Source organism: Clavibacter nebraskensis NCPPB 2581 (assembly GCF_000355695.1).
GTDB classification, from domain to species: domain Bacteria; phylum Actinomycetota; class Actinomycetes; order Actinomycetales; family Microbacteriaceae; genus Clavibacter; species Clavibacter nebraskensis.
Genome location: NC_020891.1, coordinates 2,423,727 through 2,436,427 on the forward strand (window position 1 = coordinate 2,423,727; position 12,701 = coordinate 2,436,427).

Below are 12,701 nucleotides of genomic sequence, written 5' to 3' on the forward strand. Positions count from 1 at the left end.
CGGTCGACGCCTCCTAGGCTCGACGGATGACGCCAGCGCTCGTGGACGTGGTCCTCCCCTGCCTCGACGAGGAGGAGGCCCTGCCCTGGGTCCTCTCCCGCCTGCCCGAGGGGTACCGCGCGATCGTCGTCGACAACGGATCCACCGACCGCTCGGCCGACGTCGCGCGCGCGCACGGCGCCCTCGTCGTGACAGAGCCGCGCCGCGGGTTCGGGGCGGCGGCGCACGCGGGGCTCGAGGCGGCCACCGCGCCGCTCGTGGCGTTCTGCGACGCCGACGCGTCGATGGATCCCGCGCTCCTCCCCCGCGTGGTGGACCCGGTCCGCGACGGCGAGCGCGACCTCGTGCTCGGGCGGCGGATCCCGTCGACGCGCGGCGCCTGGCCGCTGCACGCGCGGATCGCGAACCTCGAGCTGGCCCGACGGCTCCGGCGGATCACGGGCGTGCCGCTGCACGACCTCGGCCCGATGCGCTGCGGGCGGCGCACCGAGCTGCTCGATCTCGGCATCCTCGACCGGCGCAGCGGCTATCCGCTGGAGATGCTGCTGCGGGCATCGGCGGCGAAGTGGCGCATCCTGGAGGTGGAGATGCCGTACGCGCCGCGCGTGGGGCGGTCCAAGGTGACCGGCACCCTGCGCGGGACCGTCACGGCCGTGCGCGACATGTCGCGCGTGCTGGCCGAGGCGCGAGCGGCAGCGGCCGGCGCCGACCGCACCCCGGGAGGAGACGCATGACCGCCGTCGTCGTCATCGCCAAGGAGTGCATCCCGGGCCGCGTCAAGACGCGCCTGCACCCGCCGTTCACGCTCGAGGAGGCGGCCGAGCTCGCGTCCGCCGCCCTCGCCGACACGCTCGCCGCGGTCGACGACGCCGCGCCCGCGCGCCGAGTCCTCCTCTTCGACGGCACGACCCCGCCCGCGGAGGCCGCCGGCTACGACGTGATCCCGCAGGTGGAGGGCGACCTCGACGAGCGGCTCGCCGCCATGTTCGACGCGCTCGACGGCCCCGTGCTCCTCGTCGGCATGGACACGCCGCAGCTCACCGCCGACCTCCTCCGCCCCGTGCTCGACTCCTGGGCCGACGGCGCGCGCGGCCCCGACGCCTGGTTCGGCCCCGCTGACGACGGCGGCTTCTGGGCGCTCGGCCTCCGGGATCCGGACGGCGCGCTCGTGCGCGGCGTGCCCATGTCCCGGGACGACACCGGCGCGGTCCAGCTGTCGCGCCTCATCGACGCGGGGCTCGACGTGGCGATGCTGCCCGAGCTCACCGACGTGGACACGGTCGACGACGCGCGGGAGGCCGCCGAGGCGGCGCCCGCCCATCGCTTCGCGCACGCGCTCCGAACTCTGGACACCGGCGCGCGCACCCGCGCCGCCACCACCGCACCCGCGACATCGCAGAGGGACCCCGCATGAGCCTGGCCGTCGACCACCCCGAGGACCGCGCCTCCGCGCGCGTCCGCACCTTCGGATCCGGTGGCGGCGAGCCCTACGCCCGGGCCCTCCGCGACTCCGGCGAGGTGCTCTTCCTGTCGCTCGCCTCCGACGACGACAGCGCCGAGGTCATGGACCTGGGCCGCTGGAGCGCCGACGCCGACGCCGTGGACGCGAGCCTCCTCGCCGACGCCGCCGGCCCCGTGCTCGACATCGGCTGCGGCCCGGGCCGCATGGTCCGCGCGGCCATGGACGCCGGGCTCGGCGCCCTCGGGATCGACGTCTCCCCCACCGTGGTCGAGATGGCCGCGGGCCTCGGACTCCCCGTGCTCCACCGCTCCGTCTTCGAGCGCCTGCCCCGCGAGGGCGGCTGGGGCACGCTCCTCCTCCTCGACGGCAACATCGGCATCGGCGGCGACGCGGCCGCGCTCCTCGCGCGCTGCGGCGACCTGGTCGACGACCAGGGCGCGCTCGTGGTGGAGACCCACCCGGACCCCGCCCGCGACCGCACCTTCGAGTGCACGGTCGAGGACGGCCAGGGCCGCGCGAGCGACCCGTTCCCGTGGGCGCAGGTCGGCCGCGACGCCATCGCGCGCATTGCGGGCGACGCCGGACTCGACCTCGTTCAGTGCTGGGAGACCGAGGGCCGGTCCTTCTGCCGCCTCGTGCGCGCGTAGAGCGCGGCGATCACGGCCGTCGCCACCGCGGTGGCGACCCACACGAGCGCGAGGCGCGGCGCGTAGTCGGCGATGAGGATCGTCGGGTTCTCGTTGCCGATCGCCCGGGCGCGGATCTCGGGGACGACCACCAGGGTCATCACCGCCATCACGACCACGCCGGCCTGCACGATCACGAGCGATCCGGCAGGCAGGCGTCGCCCGGCCTTCCGGATGAGGAGGCCCGCGACGAACACGACGGGCGACAGGATCGCGTCGTGCACGAGGATCGCGATCAGCAGGAACACGGCGACGCCGACGACCTGGTCGGGGCGCTGCGAGTCCAGCAGCACGAGCGCGCCGACCGCGAGGCCGACCACCCCCACCGCGATGAGCGCGACGCGGGCGACGAGGACGCCGCGGGCTGCAGGTCCGCGGGTGCCGGACATCACATGACCTCCAGGGTCGAGAGCCACTTGGTCTGCAGCACACCGGGACGCCCGGGCGCGATCATGCGCGCCGGGTAGCCGTGCTGGATGTCGAGGGGCGCGCCGTCGAGCTCGAGCGCCACCAGGGTGAGCGGGTCGCGCACGTACTCCGGGCCCATCTCGGTGCGCCGGAAGCCGCCGCTCTTCTCGAGGCTCGTGACGCGCAGGCGCGCGCCCGCATCGGCGCCGACGGCGTCCATCAGGTCCATGAGCCGGACGCCGCGCCAGGTCGCCGACTGGCTCCAGCCCTCGACGCACGAGATGGGGAGCGTCGCGGTGACGAGCCCCATGCCGCGGAGGTCGTCCATCGTGAAGGCGCGGGAGGCGGATCCGTTGGAGACGGTGAGCGTCCACCCGGCGTCCATCGCGGTCTCGGTGACGCCCGCGGCCTCGGCCGTGCGGTTGACGGGCAGCGCCTGCGGGCCGGTGCCCATGACGCGCGGGCCGAAGGCGTTGAACGGGGCGAGGATCCGGAACGACTGCCCCGCGGTGAGGCCCACGACCGCGGCGACGGACGCGCCGATCGCCACGAGGAAGCCGCGACGGGCGACCGGGGTGGGCGTGACGGGGGTGTCGTCGATCCAGGCGAGCACGCGGCCGGTGACGCCACGGGGCGCGCGGGCCGGCGCCCCCGCCGTGACGTCGGCGTCGGCAGCGTCGGCGGCGGGCGCGTCCTCCACGATGGGCGACTCGTCCGCCTGCCCGCGCCGCCAGTGCCCGACGATGGCGGGCAGCTTGACGCCGATGTGGATCGCGAGGGATCCGATCACCACGAACGCCAGCGCGAAGTGCGTCTGCCGGAAGTAGAAGGGGAACGGCACCCACTGGAACGTGTTGAGGAGGCCCATCGTCACCTCGAGCAGCGACGCCCCGACGAACACGGCGATGGACGCACGCTCGAGGAACGAGACGACCCCGGTGACGGGAGGGTACGTGAGCAGCTCGGGGAAGACGATCCAGAGCTTGGCGAGCAGGAGCGGCACGCACGCGATGCCGGCCGTGATGTGGATCCCCTGCGTCACCCGGTAGAGCGACACGGGCGCGGTCGGGAAGCGCATCCACGGCAGCGGGTCCTGCAGGAAGTGGCTGTAGAGGCCCGTCGCGAAGCAGACCAGGAAGGCGAGGCCGAGGAGGCGGCCGATCACGACAGCCAGCCGGGTCGTGCGCGCGGGCGACGCGAGCCGTCGCCGCGCCTCGTGCATCAGCGTCCGCATGGGGGTCGTCCTTCGTCCGGGAGACGGCGGGTCGGGGCCGGTCGGCGGTCGTCGAGCCGCGCGCCGCCATGATGGAGTGTGCGCACCGCCCTCACCGCCCTCGTCCTCGCCGTCATGGCCGCGCTCACCGGGTGGTCGGTGGTCGCGTTCGATCTCTTCGGCGATGCCGACGACGAGGCGTTCTTCCGTCGCGAGGGTGCCGCGCCGCTGTTCTGGCTCGTGGTCGTCATCTGGGTGGTGTTCGGAGCGGCGGTCCTCCTGGTGCGGAAGCTGCCGGCCCGATCCGCCGCTGCGCTCATCATCCTCGGATCCGTGGGCCTCGGCGCGGTCGCCATGGCCGGACCGCCGAACACCAGCACCGACTCCGCGCGCTACGCGTGGGACGGCATCGTCCAGAACGCGGGCGAGTCGCCCTACCGGTACACCCCGGCCGACCCCGAGCTGCGCGATCTCCGGCCCGACTGGCTCTATCCGAAGACCGTCGTCGGATCCGACGGGGCCGCCACCTGCGAGGGGAAGCGGATCATGGGCGTGCGCGAGGAGGAGACGCACGAGCCGATGTGCACGGCCCTCAACCGGCCCAAGGTCCCCACGATCTACCCGCCGATGGCCGAGCTGTTCTTCGCGGGCGTGCGCGTGGTCGTCCCCGTGACGGCCCAGTACTGGGCGTTCCAGGCCGCCGGGCTCCTGATCATGACGGCCGTGACGCTGCTGCTCGTCCGCGCGCTGCGGAAGCGCGGCAGGCCCGTGTGGTGGGCCGCGCTCTGGGCGTGGTGCCCGCTCGTCGCGAGCGAGGTGGTCACGAACTCGCACGTGGACGCGCTCGGGGCCCTGCTCGCGCTCGCGGCGTCGCTCCTCGTCGCTGGCGGGATGCGGTGGCGCGGCGGCATCGCGCTCGGCGCGGCCATCGCGACCAAGCTCATCCCGGTGATCGCGGCGCCCGCGCTGCTCCGTCGGCAGCCGTGGAAGGTGATGACCGCGGCCGTCGTCACGTTCGCCCTGCTCTACGTGCCGTACGTCGTGAGCACGGGGATCGCGGTGGTCGGCTACCTCCCCGGCTACCTACAGGAGGAGGGCTACGACGACGGCGGGCGGTTCCCGCTCGTGGAGCTCGTCGTGCCCGGGCAGTACGGGCTGGTCGCGGTCGGGCTGATCCTCGCGGTCACCGCCGGCCTCGTCTGGTGGAGGACGGACCCGGCGGATCCGTGGCTCGGCCAGGTCGTGATGATCGGCGTGACGCTCCTCGCCGTCAGCCCGCGCTACCCCTGGTACGCGCTGCTGCTCATCCCCTTCATCGCCATGTCCGGCCGCGGCGAGTGGTTCGCGGTGGTGGCCGCGCTCGCGCTGCGGCTCTTCGCGCCGGACCTGTGGGCGTGGCAGATCGCGCTCGTCGCGGCGCTCGTGGTCGTCGTGGTCGGCTCGCTCGTGCGCCTCGGGCCCGACGGGCGCGCGCGGCTCGTGCCGGCCCGGGTGCGGCGGCGGCTCGGGCGGGAGCGGGAGCGCGTGCCCGTCGACGGGCCCGACGCCGGCTGATCAGGCCCCGCGCGGGATCCACACCGTGAGGCGCTCGCCCGCGACCGGCCGGAGCGCGGCGAAGGACGCGGCGTCGAGCTCGGCGGTGACGTCGCCCGCGAGCGCCGACGGGTCGTCGGGGGCGAGGCGGAGCGTGACGCGGATCCGGCCGGCGACGCCCTCGATCCGGCGGACCTCGCCGGTCGCGACGTGGCCGGCGGCGGCGGACGCGGCATCGCCGTCGCGGGCGCCGTCGCGCCCCCGGGAGAGCCGTAAGTCGGCCGGCGCCGCGAGGACCACGACCGGCCGCCCGTCGGCGTCCCGCCCGGTCAGCCGGTCCATCCCCACGAGCCGCGCCACGTAGGCCGTCGCGGGCCGGGCGGCGACCTCCGCGGGCGCGCCCTCCTGCACCTCACGCCCGTCCTCGAGCACGTGGATCCGGTCGGCCAGCGCGAGCGCGTCCACGGGATCGTGCGTCACGAGCACGGCCGCGCCGCCGAACCGCCGGAGCTCGTCGGCGAGGAGCTCGCGCACGTCGAGCCGCGTGCCCGCGTCGAGCGCCGCCATGGGCTCGTCGAGGAGCAGCAGCGCGGGCTCGAGCACGAGGGCGCGGGCGAGCGCGACGCGCTGCGACTGCCCGCCCGACAGCGCGGCGGGGCGGCGGTCGGCGAGGTGCGCGATCCCGAGCCGGTCGAGCAGGGCGCGCGCCCGCTCCTCCGCGACCGCGCGCGCGACGCCGTGCGCCCGCGGCCCGAACGCGACGTTCTGGAGGGCGGACAGGTGCGGGAAGAGCAGGTGGTCCTGGAAGACGACGCCGATGCCGCGGCCCTCGGCGGGGATCCGCGCGGCGCTCCCGGCCGGATCCTCGAGCACCTGGCCGTCGAGCGCGACGCGTCCCGCCGTGAGCGGCGCGAGCCCCGCGAGCGCCCGGAGCAGCGTTGACTTGCCGGCGCCGTTCGGCCCGACGACCGCGGTCGTGGATCCGGCCGGCACGCACAGCCCGACGTCGAGCCGGAACGCGGCGCGTTCGACGACGACGCGCGCGTCCAGCCCGTCGGCCGCCGTCCCGCGGCCCGCTGGCGCGCTCACGCGTGCACCCCCGAGGCCCACCGGTCGCGCAGGCTCACGAGCACGACCACCGAGACGGCGAGGAGCACGAGGCTCAGCACGACGGCGGCGTCCGGATCCGTCTGCAGCGCCAGGTACGCCGACAGCGGCACGGTCTGCGTCACGCCCGGGAAGCTGCCCGCGAATGTGAGCGTCGCGCCGAACTCACCGAGCGCGCGGGCGAAGCACAGCACCGCGCCCGCGCCGATCCCGGGGGCGACGAGCGGGAGGGTCACGCGGCGGAGCACGGTCCAGCGGCTCGCACCGAGCGTCGCGGCGGCGTCCTCGAAGCGGCGGTCGGCGCCGCGCAGCGCGCCCTCCACCGCGAGCACGAGGAACGGCATGGCCACGAACGTCTCGGCGATCACCACGGCGGGCGTCGTGAAGGGGATGGTGATCCCGGTCAGAGCCTCGAGCGGTCCGCCGATCAGCCCGCGGCGCCCGAGCAGCAGCAGCAGGGCCACGCCGCCGATCACGGGCGGCAGCACGAGGGGCACGGTCACGAGGGCGCGGAGGATCCGCTGCACCACGGGCGGCCGGCCCGCCGCGCGCGACAGCACGAACGCGAGCGGCACCCCGAGCACGAGGCTGAGCGCGGTCGCGGCGATCGCGCTGCCGAGCGAGAGGCCGAGGGCGCGCGCGATGCCGGGATCCGCGAGCCGCTCCCCCAGCGTCACCCACGGCGCGCGCACCACGAGGGCCGCGAGCGGCAGCACGAGGAACGCGAGGGCGACGCCGGCGGGGATCCAGAGGAGGGCCGGGACCCGGTCGGCGCGGTCGGCGCGCCGCTCAGGGGGCACGGAACCCCGCCGCCTGGAACACCGCGCGGGCGTCGTCGCCGGCCACGTAGTCCGCGAACGCGGCGGCGAGAGCGGGCGACGCGGATCCGGCGAGCGGCGCCACGACGCAGTCCGTCGTGACGTTCACCTCGTCCGGCAGCGGCACGCCCTCGACCCGGTCGCCCGCGGCGCGCACATCCGTCTCGTAGACGACGGCCGCGTCCACCTCGCCGAGCTCGACGCGCGTGAGGGCGGCGCGCACGTCCTGCTCGAGCGAGTCGGGCTGCGGCGTGACGCCCGCCTCCTGGAACGCCTGCGCCGCCGCGGCGCCGCACGGCACCTCGGGCGCGCAGAGGGCGAGGGTGCGGCCGGCGTCCGCGAAGTCGGCGAGCCCGGTGATGCGGCCGGGGTTGCCGGGCGGCACCGCGATCTCGAGCGCGTTGCGGGCGAACACGCGCGGGTCCGCGGCCGTCTCCTCCGCGTCGACGACCGTCTTCATGGTCGCATCGGATGCGGACGCGAACACGTCCGCGGGCGCGCCCTGCGCGATCTGCTGCGCGAGCGTCGAGCTGCCGCCGAACGACACCGTGACGGTCACACCCGGATGCGCGGCCTCGAAGTCGCGGGCGATCTCGTCCATGCTCCCGGTGAGCGACGCGGCGGCCTGCACGACGAGGGTGCCGGCGACGGAGTCGGGGGCGGGATCGGGGACGCCGGCGGGCTCGGATCCACCGGCCGAGCACCCGGCCAGGAGCCCGGCCGCGAGGGCGCCGACGGCGGCCACGCGCGCGCGGATGGCGGCCCGGCCACCCCGGCGCATCACGCCCGCCCGCCCGTCAGCGTCTCGGGCGCGAGCAGCTCGACGCCCACGTTGGTGGCCTTCACGGTCGCGGCGGCGGGCGCGCCCACCTCGAGCCCGAGCTCGTCGGCGGCCTCGCGGCTGATGAGCGACACCATCCGGAACGGCCCCGCCTGGATTTCGACCTGCGCCATGACCCCGTCGCGCACGACGCGCGTGACGATGCCGGGCATCCGGTTCCGCGCCGAGGAGGTCGGGCGCCGGGCGCCGCCGCTCGCCGCGAGCGTGCCGTCGGCCGCGAGCTCCGTCGCGAGGTGCGCGAGCTGCGCGCCGTCGACCTGGATCAGCCGGCCCTCGCCGCGCACGAGGTCGAGGCGGCCGGCGTCGGCCCAGCGGCGGAGGGTGTCGTCGCTCACGCCGAGGAGCGCCGCGGCCTCGCTCACGCGGTAGCGGACGGGCCCGGGTGCGGGCGCGGGTGCGGGCGCGGGGGTGACGGGCTGCTCGGCATCCGCGGCGCGCGTCGAGGTGCGGTCCCTCTTCTGCGTCATGCGACGATCCTAGGCACCGCAGGCGCGGCGCGCACGAGCATGCATGATCCGCGACACGTCGGCCCCGCCCCGGCGCGCGCGTAGCCTGGACGCATGAGCACCTCGCTGGGGATGCCGGCGATGCCGCGTCCCGCCGCCGCTCCGGGCCCCGCCCGGCCCGACGATCCGGCGCTCCTCGACCCCTTCGGCCGCCGCGCGACCGACCTCCGCATCTCGCTCACCGACCGCTGCAACCTGCGCTGCACCTACTGCATGCCGGCCGAGGGCCTCCCCTTCACGCCCGACCGGCAGGCGCTGCAGCTCGCCGAGATCGAGCGGCTCGTGCGCATCGGCACGCGCGACCTCGGCGTGCGCCAGGTGCGTTTCACGGGCGGCGAGCCGCTGCTGCGCCGCGACCTCATCGAGATCATCGCGGCCTGCGCGGCGCTCCCCGACCGTCCCGAGATCTCGCTCACGACCAACGCGATCGGCCTGTCCTCGCGCGCGCAGGCGCTCACGGACGCGGGCCTCGACCGGATCAACGTCTCGCTCGACTCCGTGCACGGGGAGACGTTCCGGCTGATCACGCGCCGCCCCTTCCTCGACCGCGTGCTCGACGGCATCGACGCCGCCGCGGCCGCCGGGCTCACCCCCATCAAGATCAACGCGGTGCTCGTGCGCGGCGTCAACGACGACCAGGCGGCGGACCTCCTCGAGTGGGCGGTCGCGGGCGGCCACCAGCTGCGCTTCATCGAGCAGATGCCGCTCGACGCCGACCACGCGTGGGACCGGGCCGAGATGATCACGGCGGCCGAGATCCGCGCCCGCCTGTCGGAGCGCTTCACGCTGGTGCCCGACGAGGAGCCGCGCGACGGATCCCCCGCCGAGCTCTGGCGCGTGCACTCCCGCGAGGGCGGGGCCGGCACCGCGATGCTCGGCCGCGTCGGCGTCATCGCGAGCGTCACCGAACCGTTCTGCGCCGACTGCCGCCGCACGCGCCTCACCGCGACGGGCGGCGTGCGCAGCTGCCTGTTCTCGCACGAGGAGACCGACCTGCTCGCGCCGCTCCGCTCCGGTGCCTCCGACCAGGAGATCGCCGACCTCTGGCGCGGCGCCATGTGGGCGAAGCCGAAGGGCCACGGCATGGACGACGCCGACTTCATCCAGCCCGCCCGCTCGATGAGCGCGATCGGGGGCTGACGTGATCGTCCCCGTGGAGCTCTTCGCCGCCGCGTCCGCCGCGCTCGGCCGCACGACCGACGCGCTCGACCTGCCCGATCCCGCGACGCTCGGCGACCTGGTGGACGCGCTCGAGGCGCAGGCGTCGTTGACCGCGGATCCCGCGAACGCCGCCGCCGTCCTCGCCCGCTGCACCTACCTCGTCGAGGGCGTCGCGACCACCGAACGCGACGCGCCCCTCACCGCGGGCAGCGCGGTGGACGTGCTGCCGCCGTTCTCGGGGGGCTGATCCCCGGCGAGGACCGGCGCCCTGTCGACTCGGAGGCCCGCGCTCAGCCGACGGGCCGGGTGAACAGGTTGACCACGTTGCCGTCGGGGTCGCGGAACAGCGTCGACCGATTGCCCCACGGCATGGTGGTCGGCTCGAGGACCACGTCGTCGAGCCGGTCGCGGATGCGCGCGTACTCGGCGTCGACGTCGCCGACGAGGAACTCGATGATCACCGAGTCGTTGCGACCCGGTCGCGGGCCGCGGTCCCCCAGCATCGCGACCGTCGCCGCGCCCGCGATGGCGAGCACGCCGGTCGCCGTCGGGAACTCGGCGAAGACGGGCGCTCGGCGGACGGCGACCTCCCCCGTGACGATCTCGTAGAAGCCGGCGAGCCGGTCGACGTCGTGCGTGATGATGCGGATCGATGCGAGGTCCATGGTGCTCCCGTCCGTCGGGCGATCTGCCGCGACGGATCCATCCTCGACAGGCGTGGCGACACCGTCGTGTCGGTGTTCAGCGGAGATCCTCCGTCGGTGCCACCTGGCGCAGGAAGCCGTGGACGATGGCGATGTCCTCGGTGCGCAACGGGCGCCGGGGCGGCCTCTCCCCGGTGCACTCCGCCGAGACGATGCGGTCGCCGCGGAACGCCCGGATGCCGACCCGGAGCCGGCACCAGGCGATGAGGTACCAGTCGCCGCCCTTGCCGACGTAGCCCATGGGCTCGACGTCCCGCGCGGTGCGGGCGCCGTCTCGATCCTCGTAGACCAGGTGGAGCACCTGCCCGGTCCGCAGCGCGCCCGCCAGCGCCGGAGGCGCCATGGCCGCCCGGTCGTCGTCGAGCAGGCGGATGCGGGTGGCGAGGTCATCCGTCTCGCCTCGGCTGCGCTCGTCCATCACGGCCGCCACCTTGCGCCGCGCGGAACCGGCCGCCTCGCGGAACGGGCTCCTCTCGAGCATGGCCAGCCCGATCGTCACGGCCAGGGCCTCGTCGACCGTCAGGCCGAGGGGCGCCAGCGTGTGCGTCGGATCCAGGCAGTAGCCGCCCGTGCGCCCGGCCTCCGCGTAGATGGGGACGCCGCTGCCCTGCAGCGCCGACAGGTCGCGCTCGATGGTCCGGGAGCTGACCTCGAACCGCTCGGCGAGCCAGCGCGCGCTCCGCGGGCGGGGCGCCACCGCACGCAGCTCCTCCACGAGGGCGTAGAGCCGATCGGTGCGGGTCACACTCGACCCTAGCCGGGTGCCGCGGGCGCGATCCGGCAGGTCGGCGACAGCGCGCCGCGCTCGACCGGCCGGCCCGCGCGACGTCGCGTCCGCCGCGCTCATGGTGCTCATCGCGGCGGTCGCGCTCGCTGTCGCTGCTCGAGCTCCCGCTCGCGGAGCGCCGCGCGGCCTGACCGGCGGGCTCAGGCCGCGCGGCGCCCCGCGAGCAGCGCCTCGAGGACCGCGGCCCCGCGGTCCGCGTCCGCCACGGTGACCAGGCGCGCGCGCCCGCCGCGGAGCCGCACGACGAGGCCGCGCCCGGATCGCGTGACGTAGGCGAGGCCGCGACCCGAGACGCGGAGGCCCCAGCCGCCCCACTGCCCCGGGGACACGTCCTCCCAGCCGGCCGACTCGATGCGGGCGAGCGGGACGCGCATGATCGGGATCCGCGTGCACGCCGACACCACCCGGAACCCGCGCCGGTCGACCGTGACCTCGACGCGGCCGAGGGCGAGCATGGCGAGGCCGGCGACGACCAGCGGGATCCCGGTGAGCGCGGCCGTGCCGGCGTCCCCCGCGGGCGCGCTGGCCGCCGCGACGAGACCGAGCACCACGACGGCCGCGCCGATGCCCGCGAACCACCCGCTGCCGGTGCGCCCGCGCCAGGCGACGCGCGCCGTGGCGGGGACCTCGAGCGGCGGCACGTCGTGCGCGGGGATGGGCCCCGCGGCGCGGACGAGGACGGCCACGGGGACCGCGGCCGCCACCGCCCCCACGCCCAGCAGCAGGACGCCCCAGCCGACGGGGAAGGTGCCGTCGCCGACGGCGGCGGACGCGGCGATCGCGATCCACCCCGTGGCGAGGATGCCCGCCACGAGGTTGGCGACGAGGACCACCGTGGCCGCCGTGCGCCGGTCCCGCGCCCGCAGGGCGGCGACGGCCAGCGCCACGGCGACGAGCGCGAGGCCCGCCGCGACCGCGAGCATCACCCACGGCGCGCCCCACCCGTCGGGCGTCCCGTCGGCGGCGAAGTGCACGGCGATCCGGCCGGGGAGCGTCGGCGCGAGCAGCACGGCCGCGACGCCGAGCGCCAGGGCGATGACCGCCGCCGGGGCGACGACCGCCACGCGCGCGCCGGTCGGCAGGGGTGCTGGGGTGGTCATCGTGCTCCCTTGATCATGGTGAACAGGTCGTCCATCGGCACCCCGAGGGTGTCCGCCTGCGCGCGCAGCTCCTCGACGAGCGTCCGCAGCCGGTCGAACGAGGCGTTGCCCGAGCGGATCACCGTCGCGCCGCGACCGCGCCGCAGCTCGATGAGGCCGTCGTCCTGCAGGGCGGCGTACGCCCGGAGGACGGTGTGCATGTTGACGTCGACGGACGCCGCGAGGTCGCGCGCCGACGGCAGCCGCTCCCCGCTCGCGAGCTCGCCGCGGGCGATGGCGTGGCGGATCTGGGTGGCCACCTGCTCGGCGAGCGAGGCCTTCGCCGCGGGATCCACCGTGATGAGCATGTTCGCATTCTATGCGAACAATGGTCGC

General features: G+C 75.9%; 16 protein-coding genes. 6 read left to right on the forward strand and 10 right to left on the reverse strand.

The window, feature by feature from the left end:
* The first annotated feature begins 26 nt into the window (after nt 1-26).
* The 3 genes from CMN_RS11340 to CMN_RS11350 are packed head-to-tail and all read left to right on the forward strand — an operon-like array spanning nt 27 to nt 2,109.
* Nucleotides 27-734, forward strand: coding sequence for a glycosyltransferase family 2 protein (locus CMN_RS11340; RefSeq protein ID WP_015490948.1), 708 nt, complete (start codon nt 27-29; stop codon nt 732-734).
* Nucleotides 731-1,414 (forward strand): TIGR04282 family arsenosugar biosynthesis glycosyltransferase, encoded by a 684-nt coding sequence (locus tag CMN_RS11345; protein WP_015490949.1) that lies wholly within the window; start codon nt 731-733, stop codon nt 1,412-1,414. Before CMN_RS11340 ends, CMN_RS11345 begins: the two co-directional genes overlap by 4 nt.
* Nucleotides 1,411-2,109: a class I SAM-dependent methyltransferase gene (locus CMN_RS11350; RefSeq protein WP_015490950.1), complete on the forward strand. Its 699-nt coding sequence runs from the start codon at nt 1,411-1,413 to the stop codon at nt 2,107-2,109. Before CMN_RS11345 ends, CMN_RS11350 begins: the two co-directional genes overlap by 4 nt.
* Here the strand turns inward: CMN_RS11350 and CMN_RS11355 are convergent.
* Together CMN_RS11355 and CMN_RS11360 are read right to left on the reverse strand one after the other, a co-directional pair.
* Nucleotides 2,058-2,537 carry a hypothetical protein gene (locus tag CMN_RS11355; RefSeq protein WP_015490951.1) on the reverse strand — a complete coding sequence of 160 codons (480 nt, stop codon included), beginning with the start codon at nt 2,535-2,537 and terminating at the stop codon, nt 2,058-2,060. The genes CMN_RS11350 and CMN_RS11355 overlap by 52 nt on opposite strands.
* Complete coding sequence (locus CMN_RS11360) at nt 2,537-3,790, reverse strand: molybdopterin-dependent oxidoreductase (protein WP_015490952.1); 1,254 nt, start codon at nt 3,788-3,790, stop codon at nt 2,537-2,539. Before CMN_RS11360 ends, CMN_RS11355 begins: the two co-directional genes overlap by 1 nt.
* A gap of 78 nt (nt 3,791-3,868) precedes the next feature.
* On the opposite strand from CMN_RS11360, the gene CMN_RS11365 reads away from it, so the two are divergent.
* Nucleotides 3,869-5,323 carry a glycosyltransferase family 87 protein gene (locus CMN_RS11365; RefSeq protein WP_015490953.1) on the forward strand — a complete coding sequence of 485 codons (1,455 nt, stop codon included), beginning with the start codon at nt 3,869-3,871 and terminating at the stop codon, nt 5,321-5,323.
* Here CMN_RS11365 and CMN_RS11370 read toward each other — a convergent pair whose 3' ends face one another.
* Genes CMN_RS11370 through CMN_RS11385 form a run of 4 tightly spaced genes read right to left on the reverse strand, consistent with a single transcriptional unit; the run spans nt 5,324 to nt 8,535 of the window.
* The gene (locus CMN_RS11370) at nt 5,324-6,391 is read right to left on the reverse strand and encodes an ABC transporter ATP-binding protein (RefSeq protein ID WP_015490954.1); all 1,068 of its coding nucleotides are present in this window, start codon (nt 6,389-6,391) and stop codon (nt 5,324-5,326) included.
* Nucleotides 6,388-7,209 carry an ABC transporter permease gene (locus tag CMN_RS11375; protein WP_015490955.1) on the reverse strand — a complete coding sequence of 274 codons (822 nt, stop codon included), beginning with the start codon at nt 7,207-7,209 and terminating at the stop codon, nt 6,388-6,390. Before CMN_RS11375 ends, CMN_RS11370 begins: the two co-directional genes overlap by 4 nt.
* Nucleotides 7,199-8,008: a molybdate ABC transporter substrate-binding protein gene (modA, locus tag CMN_RS11380; protein WP_015490956.1), complete on the reverse strand. Its 810-nt coding sequence runs from the start codon at nt 8,006-8,008 to the stop codon at nt 7,199-7,201. Before modA ends, CMN_RS11375 begins: the two co-directional genes overlap by 11 nt.
* Nucleotides 8,008-8,535 carry a TOBE domain-containing protein gene (locus CMN_RS11385; RefSeq protein ID WP_015490957.1) on the reverse strand — a complete coding sequence of 176 codons (528 nt, stop codon included), beginning with the start codon at nt 8,533-8,535 and terminating at the stop codon, nt 8,008-8,010. Before CMN_RS11385 ends, modA begins: the two co-directional genes overlap by 1 nt.
* Nucleotides 8,536-8,628: 93 nt before the next feature.
* On the opposite strand from CMN_RS11385, the gene moaA reads away from it, so the two are divergent.
* A complete protein-coding gene (moaA, locus tag CMN_RS11390) occupies nt 8,629-9,714 on the forward strand; it encodes a GTP 3',8-cyclase MoaA (RefSeq protein ID WP_374058275.1) in 1,086 nt (361 codons plus the stop codon).
* A gap of 1 nt (nt 9,715) precedes the next feature.
* Nucleotides 9,716-9,982, forward strand: a complete 267-nt coding sequence (locus CMN_RS11395) for a MoaD/ThiS family protein (RefSeq protein ID WP_015490959.1) — start codon at nt 9,716-9,718, stop codon at nt 9,980-9,982.
* A 43-nt stretch (nt 9,983-10,025) separates the two neighbouring features.
* Here the strand turns inward: CMN_RS11395 and CMN_RS11400 are convergent, their stop codons facing one another.
* The 4 genes from CMN_RS11400 to CMN_RS11415 form a co-directional block, all read right to left on the reverse strand.
* Nucleotides 10,026-10,400 (reverse strand): VOC family protein, encoded by a 375-nt coding sequence (locus CMN_RS11400; protein WP_015490960.1) that lies wholly within the window; start codon nt 10,398-10,400, stop codon nt 10,026-10,028.
* Between the two features lie 76 nt (nt 10,401-10,476).
* Nucleotides 10,477-11,184 (reverse strand): helix-turn-helix transcriptional regulator, encoded by a 708-nt coding sequence (locus CMN_RS11405; protein ID WP_015490961.1) that lies wholly within the window; start codon nt 11,182-11,184, stop codon nt 10,477-10,479.
* A gap of 182 nt (nt 11,185-11,366) precedes the next feature.
* Nucleotides 11,367-12,326: a DUF1648 domain-containing protein gene (locus CMN_RS11410; protein ID WP_015490962.1), complete on the reverse strand. Its 960-nt coding sequence runs from the start codon at nt 12,324-12,326 to the stop codon at nt 11,367-11,369.
* Complete coding sequence (locus CMN_RS11415) at nt 12,323-12,673, reverse strand: GntR family transcriptional regulator (protein WP_015490963.1); 351 nt, start codon at nt 12,671-12,673, stop codon at nt 12,323-12,325. The genes CMN_RS11410 and CMN_RS11415 overlap by 4 nt, the downstream gene beginning before the upstream one ends.
* Between the last annotated feature and the right edge of the window lie 28 nt (nt 12,674-12,701).